The following is a 22788-nucleotide window of genomic DNA, read 5'->3' as shown; positions in this document are numbered from 1 at the left end:
TGGGGGTGGCCATGGCCATGGCGTGCCGGCCTCGCTAGAGGAGCGCGATGAGCAAGCTGACGATGCGCCTCACCATAATCGCACTGGCGACCGCGACCCCTGCGATCGGCGTGGCGGCGGACGACACCGCCGCGACCTTCGACGCGCTGCGCGCGGTGGACGGGCGGATGGCGGGAATCGCCTATCGCTTGACGACCGCCAATGCGACGCTGTGCCGCGACCGGGCGCCGACGCCGGGCTGGGCGATCCATGCGATCGGGCAATATGACGCCGGCTTGCGCGATCAGGCGCGGCGCAGCTTCGGCTTCGAGACGCCGATCGCGGTGGAGGCGGTGGTGCCGGGATCGCCCGCCGCGAGCGCCGGCGTGCGCGCCAACGACGGTATCGTGTCGGTCGACGGCCGGGCGCTCGACGCCGCACCGCCCGCGCAGGGATCGAGCAGCGCCGGCCGCGACGCGGCGGTGGACACGATCGCCGCGCTGCCGTCCGACCGCCCGCTCGACGTGGTGCTGCGGCGCGACGGGCAGACGCGCACCGTTCGCATCCCCGCATCGCCGGGGTGCCGCAGCGCGTTCGAGGTGCTGCTCGGGCCGGGGATGGAGGCGTCCGCCGACGGCCGGATCGTCCAGATCGGCGTCCGCTTCTTCGAACGCTACAGCGACGAGGAGGTCGCGGTGGTGGTCGCGCACGAGCTGTCGCACAATATCCTGCACCATGCCCGTCGGCTCGACGCGGCGGGCGTCAAGCGCGGGTTGCTGGCGGAGGTGGGGCGCAACGGCCGGCTGTTCCGGCTGACCGAGGATCAGGCGGACCTGCTCGGCATGTATCTGCTGCGCAACGCCGGCTACGATCCGCAGATCGCGGTGCGCTTCTGGCGCGATCATGGCGGTGACGTCGACGGTGGGCTGTTCCGCAGCCGCACGCATCCTTCGTCCGCCGCGCGCGCCAGAGCGATCGAGGCGGAGATCGCGCGGATCCCGGCCGGGGCGGGGCGGCCGTACGTGCCGCCGCTGATCGCCGACGCGGAGCGCCCGCTTCAGTAGCCGGATTCGAGGTCGGCGACGTTGCGCATCGGCCGCCCGGCGACGAAGGCATGGGCGTTTTCGAGGAACAGCGCGGCGCCGCGCTGGAACATCTGGGTTTGGCTGCGGCCGGACATGTGCATGGAGATCATGCAATTGGGTGCGGTCCACAGCGGGTGGCCGGCGGGCAGCGGTTCGGGATCGGTCGGGTCGAGGAACGCGCCGGCGATGCTGCCGTCGGTCAGCGCGGCGTGCAGCGCCTGCTGGTCGATCATGTCGCCGCGGGCGATGTTGATGAGCCATGCCGATGGCTTCATCGCCGCCAGCTCCTGCGCTCCGATCAGTGCCTTGGTCGCGTCGGTCGAGGGCGCGGCGAGCACCAGCCAGTCGTATTCGCCGAGCCGGCCCGTCCACGCATCGGGCGTCAGCGTGCCGTCGCGGCCCGACCGCGTGACGCCGGTCACTTTCACCCCGAAAGCTGCGAGCCGGTCGCCGATCAGCCGCCCGATCGTGCCGTAGCCGACCACCAGCGCCCTGGTGCCGTCGAGTTCGATCTTGCCGGGCGCATCCTTCAGCCAGTCCTGCCGATCCTGCGCACGCAGCACGATGTCGAACCGCTTCGCCGCGGCCAGCATGCCGAGGACGGCATATTCCGCCACTGCGACCGCGTTGATCCCGGCGCCGTTGGTCAGCGTCACATCGCGGTCACGCAGCAGGTCGAGCGGGAAGGCATCGAGGCCGGCATAGATGGTCGACACCCATCGGAGTTCCGGCCCTGCTGCGCGGATAGCGTCGGCGACCAGCGCGGTCGGCTGCATGTCGACCCAGGCGATCGCCGCATCCGCGATCATCGCATTGGCTTCCGCGGGCGTCGTGAACCACGCCGGCGCGATGGCGGCGGGCAGGTGCGATTCGAGCAAGCCGCGTGCGACGGCGGGGAGAACTGCCTTCATGATATGACCTTCCAATCCCAGCCCAACGGATCGCCGTCCATCACCTCGACGCCCAGCGCCGCCAGCTCGTCCCGGATCGCGTCGGACCGCGGGAAATCCTTCGCCGCCCGTGCCTCGCGCCGTTCGAGCAGCCGCGCGGCGATCCCCGCCTCGTCGATCCCGGCACCCTTGGGTCGCACGCGCAGGTCCTCGCGTGACAGCGTCAGCAGGCCGAGGCCGAGCACCGCATCGAAATCGGCGAGCGCTGCCAGCCGGTCGGCCGGGCCGATCCGCTTGTCGGCGAGCAGTTCGTCGAGCACCGGCAGGGCCCGGGGCGTGTTGAGATCGTCGGACAAGGCCGCATCCAGCCGCTCGGCATAGGGTTGTGCGGACGCCGCCCCCTTCGCCTCGCCGCGCGCGCGCAGCGCCGCGACGGTTTGCACCAGCCGCTTCAGCCGCGTCTGTGCCGCCGCCAGATTGTCCCAGGAAAATTCCAGCTCGCTGCGATAATGCGCCTGCAGGCACATCAGGCGATAGGCGAGGGGGTGGAACCCGCGCTCGAGCAGCGCCGGCAGGATCAGAAATTCGCCCGACGACTTGGACATCTTGCCCGCCCGGTCGACGAGGAAGTTGTTGTGCATCCACACCGTCGCGCCGCTGTCTGCGGTGCCGCTATAGGCCTGGTTCTGCGCGATCTCGTTGGGATGGTGGATCTCGCGATGGTCGATGCCGCCGGTATGGATGTCGAAATGCGCGCCGAGATACTGGCGGCTCATCACCGAACATTCGAGGTGCCAGCCCGGTGCGCCGCGGCCCCACGGGCTGTCCCATTCCATCTGCCGGTTCTCGCCCGGTGCGCTCGTCCGCCAGATCGCGAAATCGGCGGCGTGGCGCTTGCCTTCGACCGTCTGGATCCGCCCCTCGACCGGCCCCTCATAGCGCACGCCCGCCAGCCGGCCATAATCGGGCACCGTCGAGGTGTCGAAATAGAGCCCGTCGGGCAGACGGTAGCAATGCCGGTCGGCGATCGCCTCGCCGAACGCGATCATCCCCTCGACATGGTCGGTCGCGAGCGGAAAGCGCGCCGGATCGCGGACATTGAGATCCTTGAGATTCGCCTTGAACGCCTGCGTGTAATGGGCTGCAACCGCCCAGATATCCTGGCCGCTCGCCTTCGCCGCCGCCTCCATCTTGTCGTCGCCGGCATCCGCGTCGCTGGTCAGGTGGCCGACGTCGGTGATGTTGATGACATGGGTCAGGCCATAGCCCTTCCACGTCAGCGTCCGCCCCAGCGTGTCGGTGAACAGATAGGCGCGCAGATTGCCGAGATGGGCGTAATGATAGACCGTCGGCCCGCACGAATAGATGCGGACGTCGGCCGGATCGGCGGGCTGGAACAGCTCGAGGCTGCGGGTCAGGCTGTTGTAGAGCGTCAGCGGCGTCATGCCGTACGCCTTAGCCCGCCCCGCACGCCCCCGCCAAGGCTTAGCGCGCCAGTCCGATCAGCGCGCTGCCGGTATAACCCGCCACGACGCTGCCGGTCAGCGTCGGGGTCTGCTGCGCCAGCTGCGCGGCGCTGTTGTCGGCGAAGACATTGTCGTTGGTCAGCGATACCCGCGCGAAGTTGGTCGCGCTCGACGGATAGGTCGCGGTGTCCGCATAGACGGTGCTGCACACCGCCGCCGGGAGCGCCAGCTGCGACACCAGCGAGGCGTAGCGGCCGCTGGTCGCGGTCGACAGGCTGGAGAAGACCTCGAAGTGGATGTGCGGCCAGCGGCCGTCATAACAGCCCGGAACAATCATCGTGAACGTCACCTGCCCGTTGGCATCGGTGACCTGGATGCCGCGCAGATAGCTTTCCGCGGCGACGGTATAGAGCGAATAGCGGCCTTGCCGGTCGCAGCACCAGATGTAGACCGCATAGCCCGCCAGCGGCGCGCAGCTCGCGTTGACGTTCACCACGGTCAGCGTCAGCGTCAGCGTGACGCCGGTGGCGACCGTGTTGGTGCCGAGGAAGCTAGACCGGATGTCGCTGCGCACGATCCCGCTCGCGGTGAGCGCGTTGCTGGTCGTACCCGACGAGGTGTTGGTGCCGTCGGCAGGGTAGGGACCGTTGGTTTCGGTCGGATCGACCAGACAGCCGCTGGCCGTCGCGGTGGCGGTGGGCGTGGGTGTCGCTGTCGTGGTGGCGGTTGGGGTCGGCGTGGCCATGCCGCTGACCACCGCGACGCTGCCGCTCTCTGATCCGCTGCCGCCGCAGCCGGCGACCAGCGCCGCGGTGCCGGCGCCCGCGAACCATTTCAGCGCCCGCCGCCGCGCCACCTGCGCCTCCAGCAGCGGCAGGTCGTCGGCGAGGCCGTGGCCGTGCGCATGGGGGCTGTCTTTATCGTGATGCGGCATGAGGGTTCCTCCCGGTGATGTCCCGGCAGGCATGTCGTGGCCAGATCACCCCGATATGTCCGGTGCGGCCTATTGTGTTTCAGTATGTTGCAGGGGGCGGCGTTTGCGGACGGCAAGGTGTCGGCCGCTTGTCCCCACCCTTCGCCGCCTTTCGCGCCTTTTCCCTTTCCCGGTAGGCGAGGGAGGTTCGCCGGACCGGTCGTTCGGGCCCAAACGAAAAAAGGCGACGCCGTAGCGTCGCCCTTATCTGGTGCGAATTGACACTTGTTAACTGCCAGACCGCGATCTCTGAGCACTGACGATGCCGTCTCCAGCAGATGTCGTCAAGTGGCGATTGCACCATGTCGGTTCGATCCGGACGCGAATTCTGCTTGACGTCGATGGGTCAGCTTGCACGATGCCAATCAACACTGGGGGTTACAGACGATGGGACAGGATAATCGGCCATGGCGCCTTGGCGTTGACCTTGGCGCGAACTCGCTCGGCTGGGTGGCGATCGAACTCGATGCGCCGGTCGAGGGCAAGCCCGTTGCGATCCTCGCGGCCGGTTCGCGCATCTTCAGTTCGGGGGCGAACGGGGCGGGCCGCGATGCCAAGTCGGGCGAATCGCTGGCGGTCGCGCGCCGTGACGCCCGTGCGATGCGACGGCGTCGTGATCGGTTCCAGCAGCGCCAGCGCGCCCTGCTCAAATATCTCGTCGCCGACGGCCTGTTCCCTGCGGAGGAGGACGAACGCAAGGCGCTGGCCGCGCTCGACCCCTATGCGCTGCGTGCCCGCGCGCTGGACGAGGCGCTGACCCTGCCCGAACTCGGTCGCGCGCTGTTCCACCTCAACCAGCGTCGCGGCTTCAAGTCGAACCGCAAGGCGGATCGCAAGGCCGACGACGATGCCGGCAAGATCGCGGTCGGGATCGATCGCACCCGCGAGGCTATTGCGGAAGACGAGGCCGCGGCCGGTGCCGAACCCGGCAGCTGGACCTATGGCAAGTGGCTGCACACGCGTCGCGTCCGGGCGACCGATGCCAACACCGTCCCGAGCGTGCGCACGCGCCTGCGCCCCGAAACGGGCGAGAGGGCTAAGGGCGACGGTTATGATTTCTACCCCGGCCGCGCGCTGATCGACGAGGAGTTCAAGGCGATCTGGCAGGCGCAGGCGCCGCATCATCCCGAGGTGTTGACCGACGAGGTCCATGCGCGCCTGCACGAGATCGTCTTTCACCAGCGCCCGCTCAAGGCGCCGCAGATCGGCATGTGTACGCTGATCGCTGGCGACCACCGCTGGCCCAAGGCGCACCCCTTGTTTCAGCGCCGCCGGCTGCTGGAAGAGGTCAACGCGCTGATGATCGTCCGTCCCGGCGAGGTCGCGCAGCGCCTGACCCGCGAGGAGCGCGACCGGCTGTACCTCAAGCTCAAGGACAAGGCGAAGGTCACCTTCCTGAGCCTGCGCAAGGAGTTGAAGCTCGATCCCGATGCCCGTTTCAACAAGGAGAGCGAGAATCGTCCCGACCTGAAGGGGGACGAGGTCGCCGCCGTCATGCAGGCGAAGACGCGCTTCGGTACGCGCTGGCTGCATCTGTCGGTCGAGGAGCAATGGGCGGTGATCGAGGCCCGCGAACGGGTCGAGAGCGATGCCGAGGATGCGGCCTTCCGCGAGTGGCTCGCTGCGACCTACGACCTGACACCGGAGCAGACCCGGGCGATCGCCAACGCGCCCCTGCCGCAGGGCTATGGCCGTTTCGGCGAGCAGGCGACGCGGCGGCTGATCGATGCGCTCCGCGACGGCGAACGCGACGGGCGCGTGCTCGTCTATAGCGAGGCGGTGGTCGAGGCGGGGCTGGGGCATCACAGCGATCATCGCACTGGCGAGATATTCGAGGATGCGCAGGGCCGCCCGGTATTGCCCTATTATGGCGCCGCGCTGGAGCGGCATATCATGCCCGGCACCGGCGACCCCGCCGATCCCGAGGAGATGCGGATCGGCCGCCTGACCAATCCGACGGTGCATATCGGGCTCAACCAGCTGCGCCGCGTCGTCAACCGCCTGATCCGCGCCTATGGTCCGCCGGCGGAGATCGCGATCGAACTGGCCCGCGAACTGAAACTGACCGACGATGACAAGCAGCGGCAGAACCGCGAGAACAACACCAACCGCATCGCCGCCGAACGCCGTTCGGAAAAGCTGATCGCGATCGGTCAGCCCGATACCGGCAGCAATCGCGCGCTGCTCAAGCTGTGGGAGGAACTCAACCCCGACAACGTTCTCGACCGGCGCTGCGTGTACAGCGGCGTACAGATCTCGATCGACATGCTGTTTTCCGCCGCGGTCGAGATCGATCATATCCTGCCGTTCAGCGCGACGCTCGACGACAGCAACGGCAACAAGATCCTCTGCACCCGCGAGGCCAACCGCGAGAAGCGCAAGCGCTCGCCCCATCAGGCATGGGGCCATACCGATAGCTGGGACGCCATCGCCGCCCGCGCCGCGCAACTGCCGCGCAACAAGCGCTGGCGGTTCGAACCCGACGCGATGGAAAGGTTCAAGGATGAGAGCGGCTTTCAGGCCCGGCATCTGGTCGACACGCAATATTTGGCGCGGCTGTCACGCGAATATCTGGCGACGCTCTTCCCCGGCAAGGGCGAGGGGAGCGGCCACGTCTGGGTCTCGCCGGGCCGGTTGACCGAGATGGTGCGGCGCAAGCTCGGCCTCAACGATCTGCTCCCCGACCACAATTATGCAGGCGGTGCGGATCAGGCCAAGAACCGCCGCGATCACCGCCACCATGCGATCGATGCCGCGGTGGTCGCGATCGTCGACCGCGGACTGCTCAACGAAATGTCCCGCGTGTCGGGCCAATTGGGTGCCGAGGGTCGCGAGAGGATCGAGGTGCCGCCGCCGTGGCCGAGCTTCCGCGACGACCTGCGCGATGCGATCAACGCCATCACCGTCAGCCACCGCACCGATCACGGCACCGTCTCCAAGGCCGGACTCGCGACGGGCAAGGACGCGACCGCCGGGCGGCTGCACAACGACACCGCCTACGGCCTGACCGGCGAGAAGGACGCCAAGGGCAACAGCATTGTCGTCCGCCGCGTGCCGCTGGCCTCGTTCAAGAAGCTCGCCGACCTCGACCGCATCCGCGACCCGGACCTGCGCGCCGCGCTCTATCGGCAGCTGGAAGGGCTGGAGGGCAAGGCGTTCGAAAAGGCGCTCGCCGAGTTCCCGGATCGCGATTGGCACCCTTATGGACGCATCCGCCGCGTCCGCGTTGTCGAACCGCTCGCCGTCATCCCGATCCGCGACCGGAATGGACATATCTACAAGGGCTATAAGGGCGATTCCAACTATCGTTACGATGTGTGGGAGCTGCCGGACGGGAAGTGGGTGACGAGCTGGAAGGATCGCGAGGGCAAGGCGGTGTCGAGCGTCGTATCGACGTTCGACGCGCATCAGTCCGCCGATCAGCCGCGACCGCATCCGGCGGCGCGCAAGGTGCTCAGCCTGCATCAGAACGATCTGCTTGCGATCGAACGCGACGGCGAGGCGCGCCGGCTGATGCGCGTCGTCAAGTTCGGGCAGAACGGGCAGATCACGCTGGCCGAGCCGCAGCAGGCGGGCGACCTGAAGCGGCGCGATGCCGCGTCGAACGACGACGATCCGTTCAAATATATCGCGCCAACGTGCGGCGGGCTGAAGACCGCGCGGGCGCGGCAGGTGCGGGTCGACGAACTCGGCCGCGTCCTCGATCCCGGCTTTCCCGCGCGTACCGCCCGGCGATCGTCGCGTCGCTGACGGGCAGGGGGAATGGAGCGGATCGTCGATATCGCCACCGACAACCGTCATCTCTCCGCCCACCGCGGCTTCCTGATCGTGTCGGAGGACCGGGTCGAGGTCGGCCGCATCCCGCTCGACGATGTCGCCGCGGTCATCGTCCATGCGCACGGCATCACCTGGTCGACCAATGTCGTCGTCGCCTTGGCGCAGCGCGGGGCGGTGATGCTGCTGTGCGGCTCCAACCACGCGCCGGTGGCGGTGTGCCTGCCGCTCGACGGCCATCATGCGCAGAACAGCCGGATGCGCGCGCAATGGGAGGCGGGGCGGCCGCTGTCCAAGCAATTGTGGCGGCGGATCGTCATCGCCAAGATCCGCTGGCAGGCGGCGGCACTGGAAGCGAGCGGCGTATCCGCGACCGCCTTCGACTTTCTCGCGCGGCGCGTCGGATCGGGCGACCCCGACAATGTCGAGGCGCAGGCGGCGCGGCGATACTGGCCGCTGCTGATGGGCGAGGGGTTCCGCCGCGATCGCGATGCGGACGACGTCAATGCCCTGCTGAATTACGGCTACACCGTGCTGCGCTCGCTGTGCGCGCGGGCGGTGGTCGCGTCGGGCCTGCATCCGTCGATCGGCGTCCACCATGCCAACCGGACGAATCCGTTCGCGCTGGCCGACGACCTGATCGAGCCGTTCCGGGCGTTGGTCGACTTGCTCGCGGTGCGGCTGGTGGCGCGGGGCGTGACAACGGTGACGCCCGCGGCGAAGCACGCCTTCGCCGGGTTGATCGCGCTCGACCTGCCGGGGGCGGACGGCACGACCACCGTCGCCGGCGCCGCCAACCGCGCCGCGCAGAGCCTCGCGCGCGCTTTCCAGAGCGGGCAGGCGGCCGACATTCTGCTGCCCGTGCCCCCGTCCGCGCTGGAGCTGGCCGGACTCGACACATTGATCGCGGCATGACCGCGATCCAGCTCAGCGGATATCGCCTGATGTGGATCTTCGTGATGTTCGACCTGCCGGTGACCACGAAGGACCAGGCACGCGCCGCCACCAAGTTCCGCGAATTCCTGCTCGACGAGGGGTTCGAGAAGAGCCAGTTTTCCGTCTACGCGCGCTTCTGCAACGGCAAGGAGCAGTTCGAGACGTATATGCGGCGGGTGGAATCCCACCTGCCTGACCGGGGCGAGGTGCACATCCTCAGTTTCACCGACCGGCAGTATGAGAATATCGTCCGCTTCTCGGGGCAGAGCCGCCGCAGACAGCGGACGAATCCCGGCCAGCTGGCGCTGTTTTGACGGAGGCGGGGCGTTTTTCGGATCGGCAATCGGCCGCTATCGTATTGGAGATCAATACGATAGCGGCCGATGCACTATAGCCGTTCAGAGATCGCGGTCTAGCGGCAACGAATACGACACGTTCGGCATCGTACCCGATACTATAGCCGTTCAGAGATCGCGGTCTAGCGGCAACGTAATGTGTCAGGTGCAACACAACCCGCCAACTATAGCCGTTCAGAGATCGCGGTCTAGCGGCAACGAGTTCGAGGTCGAGCGCACGTACTGCGAGACTATAGCCGTTCAGAGATCGCGGTCTAGCGGCAACTTGGCGGGATCGTGATGTCGAACAGGGGCTGGACTATAGCCGTTCAGAGATCGCGGTCTAGCGGCAACCGTTCGTGCTATATTACAGGCATGTGGACGACTATAGCCGTTCAGAGATCGCGGTCTAGCGGCAACGCATCGACATTGACGGCGACGGCATCGCAGACTATAGCCGTTTAGAGATCGCGGTCTAGCGGCAACTACCAAGCCGCAGCCTGCAACGCAGCCCTGACTATAGCCGTTCAGAGATCGCGGTCTAGCGGCAACTTGCGGATACCCGGTCCGGTCGCGCCCCAAACTATAGCCGTTCAGAGATCGCGGTCTAGCGGCAACTTGACGGAGGACGACGCCCGCCGCCTCGGCACTATAGCCGTTCAGAGATCGCGGTCTAGCGGCAACTCGAGCTTGCTCGACACGTCCAGGCTGGCAACTATAGCCGTTCAGAGATCGCGGTCTAGCGGCAACTCCGCGTTTTCGCGTTCGTCCGCGCGATCCACTATAGCCGTTCAGAGATCGCGGTCTAGCGGCAACTTGGCGGGATCGTGATGTCGAACAGGGGCTGGACTATAGCCGTTCAGAGATCGCGGTCTAGCGGCAACCGTTCGTGCTATATTACAGGCATGTGGACGACTATAGCCGTTCAGAGATCGCGGTCTAGCGGCAACGCATCGACATTGACGGCGACGGCATCGCAGACTATAGCCGTTTAGAGATCGCGGTCTAGCGGCAACTACCAAGCCGCAGCCTGCAACGCAGCCCTGACTATAGCCGTTCAGAGATCGCGGTCTAGCGGCAACTTGCGGATACCCGGTCCGGTCGCGCCCCAAACTATAGCCGTTCAGAGATCGCGGTCTAGCGGCAACTTGACGGAGGACGACGCCCGCCGCCTCGGCACTATAGCCGTTCAGAGATCGCGGTCTAGCGGCAACTCGAGCTTGCTCGACACGTCCAGGCTGGCAACTATAGCCGTTCAGAGATCGCGGTCTAGCGGCAACTCCGCGTTTTCGCGTTCGTCCGCGCGATCCACTATAGCCGTTCAGAGATCGCGGTCTAGCGGCAACTCGGCCGGGATCGCGCCTGGTGCGCTCGAGACTATAGCCGTTCAGAGATCGCGGTCTAGCGGCAACCCCTCGCGCCTGCCGCTGATCGGGTTGACGACTATAGCCGTTCAGAGATCGCGGTCTAGCGGCAACCAACCTAGTCTCGGGGGATCGCTATGCTCTACTATAGCCGTTCAGAGATCGCGGTCTAGCGGCAACTGAGGCGCCGACAGTTGATGCTTGCTCGCGACTATAGCCGTTCAGAGATCGCGGTCTAGCGGCAACTCGCCAGGGAGACGCCCGTCGCCCCCAGGAACTATAGCCGTTCAGAGATCGCGGTCTAGCGGCAACAATATACTGATGAGCATAACTATTCCTTCCACTATAGCCGTTCAGAGATCGCGGTCTAGCGGCAACCGGCTGCGCCCTTGCGTCGTTTTCCTCGTAACTATAGCCGTTCAGAGATCGCGGTCTAGCGGCAACGACGACTACCGCCTCCAACGATACAGAGGCGACTATAGCCGCTCAGAGATCGCGGTCTGGCGGCAACATCGCCGCGATCAGGCTGAGAGGGGCTATAATCCGAAATTAAGGCGGGACATGTATTACCGATGCTCGTGTGGGAAACGGCGTCGCGCGGGGCCGTCGGCAAAGTCTATCATCCTAGCGATCCGATCGGGTATAGGCGCATGTATGGCAGTGTTTGCACCTCTCTCATTGCCGATGCGTTGGAGCGAACGCAGCGCCGTTTCGCTGTCTGTGCTGACCCACGTGGGTAGCGTGACGTCTTGGCGCATGTCGCGAAGATGACCAGGGGCCGTATCGGCGGGCCGTGCGCGGGGCGGCGGTGGCGACGGGGCTGCCAGTGCGGCAATCCGGTCTTCTGGCGCGCAGACACCGCGCATGCGGCGTTGTTCGCCTCGATCGGCGACGGTATCCGCGGTTGATGAGCGACGGGATCGACTATCCGCGTGCGGCGGACCTGTTCAATGATCTGGAGCCCGATCCGCCCAAGCGCTGGACCGAGATCGGGCCCGGGCTGGTCGTCGCAGCGCTGGCGACGATGGCGGCGGGGTTCGTTGCGGACCATTATAGCGCGCCGCTCACGCTGATGGCGCTGCTCATCGGGCTGGCACTCAACTTTCTCGGCAGCGAGGCACGGATGGCGTCGGGGCTTAGTTTCGCGTCGCGGACGCTGCTGCGCTGGGGCATCGTGCTGGTCGGCGCGCGGGTGACGATTGCGCAGATTGGGGGGCTGGGATTGTTGACGTTGTTCGCGGTGGTGGTGATCCTGCTGGTGACGCTGGCGGCGGGGATGCTGGCCGCACGGGCGCTGGGGCTGTCGACGGCGTTCGGGGCGCTGGCGGGCGGGGCGGTGGCGATCTGCGGCGCGTCGGCGGCGCTGGCGCTGGCGACGACATTGGGCGAGCGGCGGGTCAACCAAGCGCAGCTGGCGCTGGTGCTCGTCGGTATCTCGGCCGCGAGCGCGACGGCGATGTTCTTCTATCCGCTGATCGCGCATGCGGTCGGCCTGTCCGATGCGCAGGCGGGGCTGATGCTGGGCGCGTCGATCCACGACGTCGCGCAGGCGATCGGCGCGGGCTATTCCTTTTCCGACCATGCCGGCGAGGTGGCGACAATCGTCAAACTGACCCGCGTCGCGCTGCTGGCGCCGGTACTGGCGCTGCTGATGCTGTTCTTTCCGGCGTCCGGCGGTGCGAGGACCAAGCTGTCGGTGCCCTGGTTCGTCACCGGATTCTTCGTGGTCGCGGCGATCAATTCGGTCGTGCCGGTGCCCGCGGTGATCGGCCGGTCGGCGCAGACGCTGGCGACCGCCTTCCTCGCCTGCGCGGTGGCGGCGACGGGCATTCGCGCGCCGATGCAGGCGCTGCTCGGCACCGGGATGAAGCCGCTGCTCGTCATCGTGGCGTCGTCGGCAGTCGCGCTGGCGCTGTCGTTCGCAGCGGCATTGATGCTATTCTGAGGCGTGGGAGGGACGAGTCGCATGGATAGCCTGAACGCCTGGTTGGCGAGCCGCACCAGCCGCCGTCGCCTGCTCGGCGTCGCCGCCGCGGCGGGCGTGGCGGTGCCGGCGACCGCGCAGCAGCTGGTCGACCTCCGCCTGCCCGGCGGCAACGGCGAACGGCCGCTGACCGGCGCCTTTCCGGGCAAGGGGAGCATGATCCTGCAGCGCACGCACCCGCCGCTGCTGGAAACGCCGATGGCGGTGTTCGACCAGTCGGTGTTCACGCCCAACGACCGGTTCTTCGTCCGCTGGCACTGGGCGGACATCCCGACCACGATCGACGTCGAGCGGTTCCGTTTGAAGGTGTTCGGCCATGTCGACCGGCCGCTGTCGATCAGCCTCGCGCAACTGCTACGCCTGCCCCGCGTCGAGCTGGCGGCGGTGAACCAGTGTTCGGGCAACAGCCGCGGCCTGTTCCAACCGCGCGTGCCCGGCGCGCAATGGGGCCACGGCGCGATGGGCAATGCGAAATGGCTGGGCGTGCGCCTGCGCGACGTGCTCGACCTCGCCGGGGTGAAGGCGGGGGCGGTGCAGGTCCGCTTTGGCGCGCTGGACAAGCCCGCGGTGCCGGGCGCGCCCGATTTTGAGAAGGCGCTCGCCATCGACCATGCCCGCGACGGCGAGGTGATGATCGCGTTCGGGATGAACGGCGAACAGCTGCCGCTGCTCAACGGCTTTCCCTGCCGGCTGGTCGTGCCGGGCTGGTATTCGACCTATTGGGTCAAGATGCTCGACACGATCGAGGTACTGCCTGCCGCCGACGCGGGCTATTGGATGCAGAAGGCGTACAAGATCCCGACCGCGCCGCATGCCGACGTGACGCCGGGGGCGAAGGATTTCCCGACCGAGCCGATCAACCGGATGATCCCGCGCAGCTGGATGACGAGCCTGCCGGAGGGGCAGGTGGTCGCGCTGGAGCCGTCGATCCCGGTCGGCGGGATCGCGATGGGTGGCGATTGCGGGGTCGCCAAGGTCGACGTGTCCTCCGACGGCGGACGGACGTGGTACCGGACGACACTCGGCCCCGACGAGGGGCGCTACGGCTTCCGGCGCTGGGACGGGCGGGTGCCGGTGCGGCGCGGCGCCAATGCGATCATGACGCGCTGCTGGAACACCAAAGGCGTCGCGCAGCCGATGCGGCCGATCTGGAACCCCGGCGGGTTCATGCGCGGCAACATCGAAACGACGACGATCGTCGCGGCCTGAGGAGGAACGGCATGAAGTCCCTATCCGCCGGATGGATCGCAGGCGGCGTGATCGGCATCGCCGCGATCGCGCTGGTCGTGGTCGGCAGTTCGGGCAGCCGCACGCCGCCCGCCGCTACGCCGGCCATGGCGTCCGTCGCGGCACCGGGCAGCGTCGCGGCGAACGGCTTCACGCTCGCCTCGACCAGCGTCGTGCTGCCGGCGGAGGCGGCGATCTTTCCCGCCGGGCCGCATGCCGACGCGGTCAACGCCAATTGCACCGCCTGTCACTCCGCCAGCATGGCACTGACCCAGCCGGCGCTGTCGGCGGACCAGTGGAAGGCCACGGTCATCAAGATGCGCGAGGTCTACAAGGCACCGATCGCCGAGCAGGACGTGCCGGCGATCCTGGCCTATCTGACCGCGATGCCGGCGCAGAAAGCAGCGCGCTGAGGACCGTCAGCCCGCATAGGCCTTGATGAGGTCGTAGAGATAGTCGCGGCCGGTGTAGACCGCCTTGACCAGCGCGCGTTCGTTGAGGCCGTGGGTGCCATTGCCGTCGGGATCGCCATAAAGGCCGGGCGGGCCATAGACCGGGATGCCGATCGCACCCAGATAGATGCCGTCGGTGGCGCCGGTCGACATGGTCGGGGCGAGGGGGACGCCGGGATAGTATTTCGCCAGCAACGTCTCGGCTGGCTTGAGGATCTGCGGGTTGAGCGGCGGCGGCACGGCGGCCGGGCCGCGATCGTCGGTCTGCGTCACGCTCATGCGGGGATCGTCGATCACCTTCGCCAAGGTATCGCGCACCGCCGCCGCCGATACGCCGGGGAAGATCCGGCAATTGACGTTGACGCCGGCACGCTGGGGCAAGGCGTTGTTGGCGTGGCCGCCGTCGAGCAGGGTCGCGACGCAGGTGGTGCGCAGCATCGAATGATAGCTCTTGTCGGCGTTGACCGTCGCCTCTGCCGCCTTGTCCGTCGGATCGGCGGCGATGGCCATCATCGCCTGCCCCATGGCGTCGCCGCGCGCCTTGCCGGCGATGCGGAAATAGGCGCGGGTCGTGTCGCTCAGCTGCACGGGGAAGTCGTAGGCGCGCAGCTTCACCAGCGCATCGGCGAGTTCGTAGATCGCATTGTCGCGCACCGGCGCGGAGCTGTGCCCGCCGGGATTGGTCGCCTCCACCCGATAGTTGACCGCCGCCTTTTCCCCGACGTGCATGTTGGCGATGACGAGGCGGCCGTTACCGTCCGAGCGGCCGCCGCCGCCCTCGTTGAGCGCGAATTCGGCGGCGATCAGCTCGGGCCGGTTCTTTGCCAGCCACTGCGCGCCATTGAAGGCGGTGCTCGTCTCCTCGCCGCAGGTCAGCGCGAGCTTGATCGTCCGTTTGGGGCGATAGCCGCTTTGCTTGAAGCGGATCATGGAATCGATCCAGACCGCGTCCATCGCCTTCATGTCCTGCGTGCCGCGGCCGTAGAAATAGCCGTTTTCCTCGACCATCTTGTACGGATCGCGGGTCCAGTCCTCGCGCTTCGCGGCGACGACGTCGATATGGCCGAGCAGCAGCAGCGGCTTCGCGGTCGTCGACGTGCCGGGCAATGCGACGACGAGGCCGCCGTCCTTCGGGTGTTCGGGCGTGGCGAAGGGGGTGATCTGCGCGTCGGTATAGCCCGCCGCCTTGAGCCGGACCGCGACCGTGTCGGCGAGCGCGGTGCAGCTGCCGGTGGTGATGCTGGTGTCGGTTTCGACCAGCTCCTGATAGAGCGCGCGGAAGCTCGCCTGATCGGGACGCAATTGCTGCGCCTGTGCGGTGGTGGGTAGCGCCAGTGCCAGCGTTCCCGCCATCCATCGCCACATCTGCATCATCCTGCGTTCCCCATGTCCTGCCTGTCGCCGCACTATGGCGCGACGGGGGGCGAGCGGGAAGCGGGAACCGTCCGCCGCCCGGAGGCCGATCGACATTCGGCGTCAGGCGTCGCGATCGGGCGGGGGGCGCTGGTCGGTCAGGCGCGGCGGGCCCGCGCCCCAGCGGCCCATCAGGGCGCGGACAAGGCCGCCCTTGCGGAAATAGGCGTCGTGCCAGGCGGCGGCATGGCGGCGTCGCAGGCGCCGGTCCCAGTAATAGACCGGGACGATCGCGAGCAGCAGCAGCGCAAGGACCGCGATGGCGGCGTAATCCATGCCCGAGAGATGCCGCCAGACCATGCGCCGTTATAGGCGCAAGATGCGAGCAAACCCAAGCGCCTAAGGGCGGGTCGCCATTCAGTCCCGACGGCCTGCGAACAGCGGTTTCGCGTGCTTCAGGTGCTCACGTACCGGGAGTAGGCTGCGCTTCGAATGGCGATCCCGCCTAGCTGACGATGCGGAACGTATAGCTATAGTCCGTCTGGGGCGCCCCGGTGACGCCCGCGATCCGCACCGTATAGGACGTACCGCGCTGCAGCCCGGCGACGCGCCACTGGACGTTGTTGGCAAGGCCGTAACCGTCATTGTCGCTGGTGACGTCCGACACCGCGAGCGCGCCGGCGGGACCGGTGACGGTGATCGTCGCGCGGCCGAAGCCGACATTGGCATTGGCGCCGAAGGTGCCGGTCGTGCCCGCGACGACGCTGAACGACAGATAGGCGGACAGGTCGAAATAGCGCGCGGGATAGTCGCCCGACGGATAGGCGACATAGGCGGGCAGGCCGGTCGGCACCGGTCCGCCGGCGGCGAAGTTGAACACGCGCATCGACGCGGCGCTGGCGCGGCTGCCATCGGGCAGGACGAGCGCGACACGGCCATAGGAGGTCTTGCCGAGGAAGGGATTGAGGATCCAGCGGCGATGGCCGATCGCGGCGCTGCCGCCCTCGGTCAGCCACAGGCCGAGATAATCGTCCTCGCTGTTGAAGCCAAGCCCGGTGCCCCAGCCGCCGACGAGGTTGCTCGATCCCGCCGCGGTCGAGCCGCCGGCGGTGTAGCAGGTCCAGTCCGCCGAGGGGGTATGGCTGAGCCGCTTGGCGACCGCCATCATCAGCGACGATTCGGCCTCCTGCGTGTCCTCGAAACTGGAATAGGTGACCGCGGGCAATTGGTGCAGCGCGCGGATCGCGTTGAGGCGGGCGAGGAAGTCCGCCTTGACGCTCGCCTTGAGCGTGCCTGCCCGGCAGGTCGCCGCGTCGGGCTGCACGTCGTAGAGCGCGGCGGCGGCGGCGCTCCAGCTGGTCGGCGTCGCGACCGGCGTGGGGGTGGGCGAGGCGGCGGGAACGGGCGTTGGCGTGGCGGTCGCGGTGGGCGACGGCGACGGCGTCACCGTGCTGACGACGGGTACGGCCGCACTGCCGCCGCCGGAATTTTCGCTGCCGCCGCATCCGGCAACGGCGATCAAGGCCGCGAGCGCGGCACCGCATTTCCACTTGGACATCGTCGCCGATTACGCGCGAAGTCGTTAATTTTTCAGAACGAACTGGGCCGGGTATCGCCACGGCGACACCCGGCCCCGACCGGATCAGAAGTTGATCGCGGCGCGTGCGTAGAGGAACCGGCCGTTGAAACCGAACGGCGAGAAGCCGCTGTAGGGCAGGAACTGATAGGTCGCCGGATAGCTGCCGCCGACGCTCGTCGGGCGTAGGCCGAACGGCCGACGATCGGGATAGACGTCGAACGCATTGTCGACGCCTAGCGTCAGCTGCACGCCCTGTAGTTCGTAGCTGAGCGAGAAGTCGGTGATCCACTTCGGGCGCAGCACCTGGTCGTCCGGCCCGAGCGCGGTCAGGCTGGTCGCGTCGGCGCCGAGCGGCGCGGTCGTTTCCGGCGAGATCACCGTGCCGTAGCGGGTGGTCCGTGCCGAGACGCCGACGCCGGCGATCTTGCCGTCGGTCGCCAGCACCACCTTGGTCCGCGGCTGGCCGCGTTCGAAGCGGATGCCCTCGACCCGGCCGAACAGCACGAGGCCCGGGATCTGCGCGAGCGGGCCGAGGTTGTTCAGCCGCTCGTCGATCTCGTTCTTCGTGTAATTGTAGGCCGCCGAGAAATTCCACGCGCCGAGCCCGCCCAGATTGGCGCGATAGGTGGCGACCGCGTCGACACCCTGCGTCGTCGTGTCGAGGCCGTTGATGAAGAAGCGCGCCGCGCCGACGTTGCTGAAGCCGTTCGCCGCCAGCACCGCCTGCACCGCGGCGTTCTGCGCCGCCGTGCCGACGCCCGCCGCGCCGAGGTTCTCGGACAGGACGACGCGGTCCTTGATCTTGATGTGGAAGTAATCGACCGTGACGTTGAAGCCGCGGAACGGATTGAGCGTCGCACCGCCCGAGAGGTTGAGCGACTTTTCGGGATCGAGCGGCTGCGAGCCCAGCGCGCGGGCGACCGGGCTGCTGACCGGCACCGTCGACACGTCCACCGGCACGCCGGCGAGGAAGTTGGTCGAGGTGGTGGTGAAATATTGCTGGTGCAGCGATGGTGCGCGGAAGCCGTTCGACACCGATCCGCGGATCGCGAAGCCCTGTACGAATTCGTAGCGCAGCGCGAGCTTGCCGTTCACCGTGTCGCCGAAATCGCTGTAATGTTCGTAGCGGCCCGCGGCGGTTGCGGTGAGGCCGGTGAACAGGTCGGCATCGAACTCGACATAGCCGGCGAAGCTGTCGCGGTTGACGTTGGTGCGGGCGGAGGCGGGCAGGCCGCCGAACCCTTGCGCGCCTGCCGCGGCGGCACGGCCGGGGAAGGTGCAGATGCCGGTCGTCGTGGCGAACACGCCGCCGAGGACGTTGCAATTCGCCTGCGTCGTCGCGCGGGCGGCCTGGAACAGCGGGCCGGTCTGGTAGGATTGCGGATCGCCCGGCGTGATCTCGTAGATTTCGTGGCGATATTCGCCGCCGAAGGCGAAGGACAGCGGCCCGGCGAGGCCGGCATCGAACTGGCGCGACAGGTCGGCATTGGCGAGCACCTGCGAAAAGGCGAGGCCGCCGGCGTCGAACGAACGCTGGCTCGCCGGCCCGAACGACACGTTGACGCTGTCCTCAGTCCGGTAGTTCAGCTCGTTGCGGCCGAAGCCGAGCGAAAAGTCGCCCTTGAACCCGGCGAGGTCGGCGCGGATGCCGCTGGTCACCGACATGTCGTCGATGTTCGACTGGATCTTGGGCAGATAGCCGTCCGGCGTCAGACCGACAAAATTGCCGTTGGTCGGCGCCGTGCCGGGCAGCAGAACGGAAAAGTCGCGATTGGTCGCGGCCGATTGCTGGCGGAAGTTCGCCGCCGACAGGCCGTCGCGATGGCCATAGGTGGCGAAGGCGTAGAATTCCGCGGCACCGAGCGGGACCGAGGAGTTGATGAGGAAGTTGAAATCCTCCGTCTTCGCATCGCCGAAGCGGAAATCGAGCCGGTCGAACGTCGCCTCGCGCGGGTCGAACGTCGTGCCGGTGGGGCGGATGTAATTGGGCCGCAGGTCGTAGCCCTGGCGATTGGTGAAGTTGCGGTCGCGATATTCGCCGGTGAAATTGAAGAAGCCGCCGTTGCCGACCGGCAGGCCGACGTTGACGCCGAAGGTCGTGTAGATACCGTCGCGCGCCTTGCGCTCGCCCGAGCCGTTCGCCTGGAGGTAGCGCGGATCGGTGGTGTTGAGCACCGGCTGGCCACCCGAGGTGACGAGCCCGTCGAACGCCGACACGCCATCGAGCGTCGTCACATATTTGCCGTAGCTCACCTGCGCCCGGCCGCCCGACGAAGCGGTCTTGAGCTGGACGTTGATGACGCCGGCGATCGCGTCGGAGCCATATTGCGACGAGGCGCCGTCGCGCAGCACCTCGATGCGCTGGATCGCGAGCGCGGGGATCATGTTCATGTCGACCGCCGCGGCGCCGCGACCGACGGTGCCGTTGATGTTAAGCAGCGCCGAGACGTGGCGGCGCTTGCCGTTGAGCAGCACCAGCGTCTGGTCGGGGTTGAGGCCGCGCAGCGTCGCCGGACGGGTGACGTCGGAGCCGTCGGCGATCGACGGCTGCGGGAAGTTGAACGAGGGGACGAGCTGGTTGAGCGTCTTGTTGAGCTCGCCCGTGCCGGACGCCTGCAACGCGCTTTCGGAGATGACGTCGATCGGGACCGGGCTGTCCGAGACGGTGCGGTTGGCGACGCGGCTGCCGATGACGACGATCTGGTTGCCGGCATCATCCTCGGGCGCGGCCTGCGCCTCTGCGGTGGTTTCCTGGCTCGGAGCCGACTGGATGGTCTGTGCCGCCGCCGCATGCGCCAGCATCAGCATCGCCACGGGCAGCGACACGCCCGCGAGCAAGTTTCCACGCTTCATACTATTCCCCTTGTCCCTAAGCGGCTTGTTACCGCGTGGGTCGGCGACACTTTATGTCGTTTGCCGCCCCCGGCAAGTCGCGGGATGTCGCCCCGCGCGTTTGATCGCGACATGTTGCCGTGCTGCAACATGGCGCGCCGGACGATGCGGGCATCAGACGATCGCGTGGGGGACGAAGCGGGCGAGGTCGCGGGTGATGGCGACGTCGTCCTCGCGGATCGACATCGCAACCGGCGCGTCGCCGACGATCCACGATCCGATTACCGGCCGGTGGCCGCCGAAGTCGGGCAGGGGGGCCAGCGCCTGGACGATCGCGCCCTCCTCGCCATAGCCGCCCTCAGGGCCCCGCTCGACCTGTTCGCCGTCGACCAGTTCGATGTCCCAGCCCTCGCGCGAGAAGAACGGCTTGCGCGCATAGCGCGGCCCGATCTCCGCCACCGCCGCGGCATCGTCGGCAAAGGCCGCGGGGAGAAGGTTCGGATGGCCGCGATGCCGCTCCCAGAGCAGCGGCAGCATCGCCTTGTTCGACAGGATCGCCTTCCACGCCGGTTCGAGGAAGAGGGCGCGGGCGGTCGCCAGATGCGCGGCATAGGGTTCGCGCAGCATATCTTCCCATGGGTAAAGCTTGAACAGCGCGGCGAGGATCGTGCCGTCCTCGTCGACGAAGCGGCCGTCGCCGTCGACCCCGATCCGGTCGATCGCGACGAATTGCGGATCGAGCCCCGCCTGCCGCGCGACATCCTCCAGATAGCGGACCGTCTGCCGGTCCTCCTGATGATCGGCGTCGCTGGCGAAATGGAGCAGGCTGCCGGGGGTGAGGATCTGCCTCATCCGGTCGACCAGCGCGTCGTGCAGCCGGTTGAACTGGTCGGCGCCCGCCGGCAGCGCGCCGGACGCGATCATGTCCTCCAGCCACTGCCATTGGAACAGCGCGGTCTCGAAGATGCTGGTCGGCGTGTCGGCATTGTATTCCAGCAGCTTGGCCGGACCGTCCCCGTCATAGCTGAAATCGAACCGGCCATAGAGCGTCGGCGCGCGCGCCGCCCAGCTGCGCGCGATGACGTCGCGCTGGGCGTCGGGGATCGCCAGCCGCTCCATCAGCGCATCGCTGGTCGCCGCCTCGTTGACGAGGTCGAGGCACATGGCGTGCAGTTCGCCGCTCGGCCCCTCGATCCGCTCCTCGACCTCGTCCAGCGAGAAGCGGTAAAAGGCACGCTCGTCCCAATAGCGCGCGCCATCGAGGTGGTGGAAGGTGAAGCCCATGCGCTCCGCCGTCGCCAGCCAGTCGGACCGTTCGGCGACGGCGATGCGCTCCATGTCGAGGGGCCCCTTATTCGCGCGGCAGCGCGCGGGTCGGATCGCCGCCGGACACCCGCGTGGCATCGCCGCCGTCCTTTGGCGCGGCGAGGCGGGCGAGGATGTCGTCGGCGGTGCTCGATCCTTCGAGCAGCCCGGCGTTGCGCAGCTTCGCGTCGAGATCGGCGCCGGTGCGCATGTCCTCCAGCTCGGCGGAGGCGCGGAACTTCTCGTCGCGGATCGCCTGCTGCTCCTTGATCCGCTTCAGGCTGTCCGCCGCGGAGCCCATCGACGAGATCGTCCCGCCATAACTCGCCGCGACGCTCGCCTGCGCCTTCTGGACGCTTTCGTTGGCGCGGACGACCTCGACCTCGCGGCTCAGCGCCTGGATCTTGCCGTCCGACTGTTTGATGATGCCGCGGATCCGGTCCTCCGCGCTGCGCATGTCGGCGATCTGCGGCCCCTTGGTCGCGCCCTCGGTCTCGATCGAGGCCAGCCGCTCCGCGACCTCGCGGGCGAGGTCCATGTCGCCGCGCTGCATCGCGGCGCGCGCCGACGCCTCATATTTGTCGCGCTGCGCGGTCAGCGCCTCGAGCTCCTTCTCGATCAGCCGCCGCTTCGCGGTCAGCGTCGCGAGGTCGTCGCGCGCCTTGCCCTGCGCGGTCTGGGCGTCGCGGATCTGTTGGTCGAGGATCACCAGCGCCCGCTTGTCGACGGCGGCCTGCCCGGCCTCGTGCGCGGTTCCTCGGACGAGAGTGACGAGTTGCTTCCACATGGACATGCGAACGTAATCCTTCAGGCGGCGAATGCGGTGCGCAGGTCACCGGCGGCGGAGATGGCGTTGTCGGCGAGCACGCGCAACTCCAGTGCGACCATCTCGATCGGCGAAGCGGCGGCCAGTTCGCCGATCAGCTCGTAATAGTCGCGCCCGTCGATCTCGGTGATCGCGAAGTTGGAGAGGGGAACGACCTTCTGCGCCTTGAGGAGGAAGCGGTTGAAGGCGTCGACGTCCTGCTGTTCGTCGACCGGCCAGAGCAGCGTCGACACGACGATCTGGTCACCCGCGGCGCTGAGGAAGACGGCGAGGTCGCCGTGTTCGTGCATGGTGACGCGCAGCACGGGCTCATCGCCGGCGACCGCCTCCACCGCGAATTCGTCGTCGAACGCGCGCAACGCCTCCGCCAGCGGCTCGATCGTCCATGTCTCGGCCAACCTAAATTCCTTCATCGCCATAACTTGACA

At 67.6% G+C, this 22788-nt stretch carries 18 protein-coding genes and 1 CRISPR repeat array; of the genes, 8 read left to right on the top strand and 10 right to left on the bottom strand.

Going from position 1 to position 22788, the window contains the following annotated elements; translation table 11 throughout:
- Window positions 1–47 precede the first annotated feature (47 nt).
- On the top strand, window positions 48–1043 hold the full coding sequence (locus AC1RTO_RS07715) for a M48 family metalloprotease (protein WP_493160236.1): 996 nt from the start codon (window positions 48–50) through the stop codon (window positions 1041–1043).
- On the opposite strand, the gene AC1RTO_RS07710 is transcribed toward AC1RTO_RS07715, so the two are convergent.
- Genes AC1RTO_RS07710 through AC1RTO_RS07700 form a run of 3 tightly spaced genes read right to left on the bottom strand, consistent with a single transcriptional unit; the run spans window position 1037 to window position 4354 of the window.
- Window positions 1037–1975, bottom strand: a complete 939-nt coding sequence (locus AC1RTO_RS07710) for a D-2-hydroxyacid dehydrogenase (protein WP_493160235.1) — start codon at window positions 1973–1975, stop codon at window positions 1037–1039. The genes AC1RTO_RS07715 and AC1RTO_RS07710 overlap by 7 nt on opposite strands.
- On the bottom strand, window positions 1972–3399 hold the full coding sequence (gene cysS, locus AC1RTO_RS07705; protein ID WP_493160234.1) for a cysteine--tRNA ligase: 1428 nt from the start codon (window positions 3397–3399) through the stop codon (window positions 1972–1974). Before cysS ends, AC1RTO_RS07710 begins: the two co-directional genes overlap by 4 nt.
- Before the next feature lie 40 nt (window positions 3400–3439).
- Window positions 3440–4354 carry a dioxygenase family protein gene (locus AC1RTO_RS07700; protein WP_493160233.1) on the bottom strand — a complete coding sequence of 305 codons (915 nt, stop codon included), beginning with the start codon at window positions 4352–4354 and terminating at the stop codon, window positions 3440–3442.
- A gap of 426 nt (window positions 4355–4780) precedes the next feature.
- On the opposite strand from AC1RTO_RS07700, the gene cas9 reads away from it, so the two are divergent.
- The 7 genes from cas9 to AC1RTO_RS07665 all read left to right on the top strand — a co-directional run bounded on the left by cas9 (window position 4781) and on the right by AC1RTO_RS07665 (window position 14426).
- Window positions 4781–8143 carry a type II CRISPR RNA-guided endonuclease Cas9 gene (gene cas9, locus AC1RTO_RS07695; protein WP_493160232.1) on the top strand — a complete coding sequence of 1121 codons (3363 nt, stop codon included), beginning with the start codon at window positions 4781–4783 and terminating at the stop codon, window positions 8141–8143.
- A gap of 12 nt (window positions 8144–8155) precedes the next feature.
- Window positions 8156–9082 (top strand): type II CRISPR-associated endonuclease Cas1, encoded by a 927-nt coding sequence (gene cas1 / locus AC1RTO_RS07690; RefSeq protein ID WP_493160231.1) that lies wholly within the window; start codon window positions 8156–8158, stop codon window positions 9080–9082.
- Entirely contained in the window at window positions 9079–9417 is a 339-nt protein-coding gene (gene cas2 / locus AC1RTO_RS07685; RefSeq protein ID WP_493160230.1) for a CRISPR-associated endonuclease Cas2, read from the top strand. Before cas1 ends, cas2 begins: the two co-directional genes overlap by 4 nt.
- Before the next feature lie 73 nt (window positions 9418–9490).
- Window positions 9491–11313: direct repeats of the CRISPR family, unit length 36 nt; unit sequence ACTATAGCCGTTCAGAGATCGCGGTCTAGCGGCAAC.
- 256 nt (window positions 11314–11569) lie between these two features.
- Window positions 11570–11710, top strand: coding sequence for a hypothetical protein (locus tag AC1RTO_RS07680; protein WP_493160229.1), 141 nt, complete (start codon window positions 11570–11572; stop codon window positions 11708–11710).
- A complete protein-coding gene (locus AC1RTO_RS07675) occupies window positions 11710–12747 on the top strand; it encodes a YeiH family protein (RefSeq protein ID WP_493160228.1) in 1038 nt (345 codons plus the stop codon). Before AC1RTO_RS07680 ends, AC1RTO_RS07675 begins: the two co-directional genes overlap by 1 nt.
- A 21-nt stretch (window positions 12748–12768) precedes the next feature.
- A complete protein-coding gene (locus AC1RTO_RS07670) occupies window positions 12769–13995 on the top strand; it encodes a molybdopterin-dependent oxidoreductase (RefSeq protein ID WP_493160227.1) in 1227 nt (408 codons plus the stop codon).
- Window positions 13996–14006: 11 nt separating this feature from the next.
- Window positions 14007–14426, top strand: coding sequence for a hypothetical protein (locus AC1RTO_RS07665; RefSeq protein ID WP_493160226.1), 420 nt, complete (start codon window positions 14007–14009; stop codon window positions 14424–14426).
- A 6-nt stretch (window positions 14427–14432) separates the two neighbouring features.
- Here AC1RTO_RS07665 and AC1RTO_RS07660 read toward each other — a convergent pair whose 3' ends face one another.
- From AC1RTO_RS07660 to AC1RTO_RS07630, 7 genes are all read right to left on the bottom strand, one after another.
- Window positions 14433–15839, bottom strand: coding sequence for a M20/M25/M40 family metallo-hydrolase (locus AC1RTO_RS07660; RefSeq protein WP_493160225.1), 1407 nt, complete (start codon window positions 15837–15839; stop codon window positions 14433–14435).
- Between the two features lie 102 nt (window positions 15840–15941).
- The gene (locus AC1RTO_RS07655) at window positions 15942–16154 is read right to left on the bottom strand and encodes a hypothetical protein (RefSeq protein WP_493160224.1); all 213 of its coding nucleotides are present in this window, start codon (window positions 16152–16154) and stop codon (window positions 15942–15944) included.
- 169 nt (window positions 16155–16323) lie between these two features.
- Window positions 16324–17376: a CAP domain-containing protein gene (locus AC1RTO_RS07650; RefSeq protein ID WP_493160223.1), complete on the bottom strand. Its 1053-nt coding sequence runs from the start codon at window positions 17374–17376 to the stop codon at window positions 16324–16326.
- Window positions 17377–17460: 84 nt separating this feature from the next.
- A complete protein-coding gene (locus tag AC1RTO_RS07645; protein WP_493160222.1) occupies window positions 17461–20250 on the bottom strand; it encodes a TonB-dependent receptor plug domain-containing protein in 2790 nt (929 codons plus the stop codon).
- A 153-nt stretch (window positions 20251–20403) separates the two neighbouring features.
- Window positions 20404–21567 (bottom strand): glutathionylspermidine synthase family protein, encoded by a 1164-nt coding sequence (locus AC1RTO_RS07640; protein WP_493160221.1) that lies wholly within the window; start codon window positions 21565–21567, stop codon window positions 20404–20406.
- Window positions 21568–21580: 13 nt separating this feature from the next.
- Window positions 21581–22327, bottom strand: coding sequence for a PspA/IM30 family protein (locus AC1RTO_RS07635; protein WP_293875819.1), 747 nt, complete (start codon window positions 22325–22327; stop codon window positions 21581–21583).
- 14 nt (window positions 22328–22341) lie between these two features.
- Window positions 22342–22758 (bottom strand): YjfI family protein, encoded by a 417-nt coding sequence (locus AC1RTO_RS07630; protein ID WP_493160220.1) that lies wholly within the window; start codon window positions 22756–22758, stop codon window positions 22342–22344.
- Window positions 22759–22788 lie beyond the last annotated feature (30 nt).

The organism is Sphingomonas sp. GW821-FHT10F09 (genome assembly GCF_058809195.1).
This window is presented reverse-complemented; position numbering and strand designations above follow the sequence as displayed.

What these genes read in the sequence shown, in the direction of transcription:
- AC1RTO_RS07715 (WP_493160236.1), top strand. Translation starts at nt 48, where the DNA reads ATGAGCAAGCTGACGATGCGCCTCACCATAATCGCACTGGCGACCGCG.
- AC1RTO_RS07710 (WP_493160235.1), bottom strand. Translation starts at nt 1,975, where the DNA reads ATGAAGGCAGTTCTCCCCGCCGTCGCACGCGGCTTGCTCGAATCGCAC.
- cysS (WP_493160234.1), bottom strand. Translation starts at nt 3,399, where the DNA reads ATGACGCCGCTGACGCTCTACAACAGCCTGACCCGCAGCCTCGAGCTG.
- AC1RTO_RS07700 (WP_493160233.1), bottom strand. Translation starts at nt 4,354, where the DNA reads ATGCCGCATCACGATAAAGACAGCCCCCATGCGCACGGCCACGGCCTC.
- cas9 (WP_493160232.1), top strand. Translation starts at nt 4,781, where the DNA reads ATGGGACAGGATAATCGGCCATGGCGCCTTGGCGTTGACCTTGGCGCG.
- cas1 (WP_493160231.1), top strand. Translation starts at nt 8,156, where the DNA reads ATGGAGCGGATCGTCGATATCGCCACCGACAACCGTCATCTCTCCGCC.
- cas2 (WP_493160230.1), top strand. Translation starts at nt 9,079, where the DNA reads ATGACCGCGATCCAGCTCAGCGGATATCGCCTGATGTGGATCTTCGTG.
- AC1RTO_RS07680 (WP_493160229.1), top strand. Translation starts at nt 11,570, where the DNA reads ATGACCAGGGGCCGTATCGGCGGGCCGTGCGCGGGGCGGCGGTGGCGA.
- AC1RTO_RS07675 (WP_493160228.1), top strand. Translation starts at nt 11,710, where the DNA reads ATGAGCGACGGGATCGACTATCCGCGTGCGGCGGACCTGTTCAATGAT.
- AC1RTO_RS07670 (WP_493160227.1), top strand. Translation starts at nt 12,769, where the DNA reads ATGGATAGCCTGAACGCCTGGTTGGCGAGCCGCACCAGCCGCCGTCGC.
- AC1RTO_RS07665 (WP_493160226.1), top strand. Translation starts at nt 14,007, where the DNA reads ATGAAGTCCCTATCCGCCGGATGGATCGCAGGCGGCGTGATCGGCATC.
- AC1RTO_RS07660 (WP_493160225.1), bottom strand. Translation starts at nt 15,839, where the DNA reads ATGATGCAGATGTGGCGATGGATGGCGGGAACGCTGGCACTGGCGCTA.
- AC1RTO_RS07655 (WP_493160224.1), bottom strand. Translation starts at nt 16,154, where the DNA reads ATGGATTACGCCGCCATCGCGGTCCTTGCGCTGCTGCTGCTCGCGATC.
- AC1RTO_RS07650 (WP_493160223.1), bottom strand. Translation starts at nt 17,376, where the DNA reads ATGTCCAAGTGGAAATGCGGTGCCGCGCTCGCGGCCTTGATCGCCGTT.
- AC1RTO_RS07645 (WP_493160222.1), bottom strand. Translation starts at nt 20,250, where the DNA reads ATGAAGCGTGGAAACTTGCTCGCGGGCGTGTCGCTGCCCGTGGCGATG.
- AC1RTO_RS07640 (WP_493160221.1), bottom strand. Translation starts at nt 21,567, where the DNA reads ATGGAGCGCATCGCCGTCGCCGAACGGTCCGACTGGCTGGCGACGGCG.
- AC1RTO_RS07635 (WP_293875819.1), bottom strand. Translation starts at nt 22,327, where the DNA reads ATGTCCATGTGGAAGCAACTCGTCACTCTCGTCCGAGGAACCGCGCAC.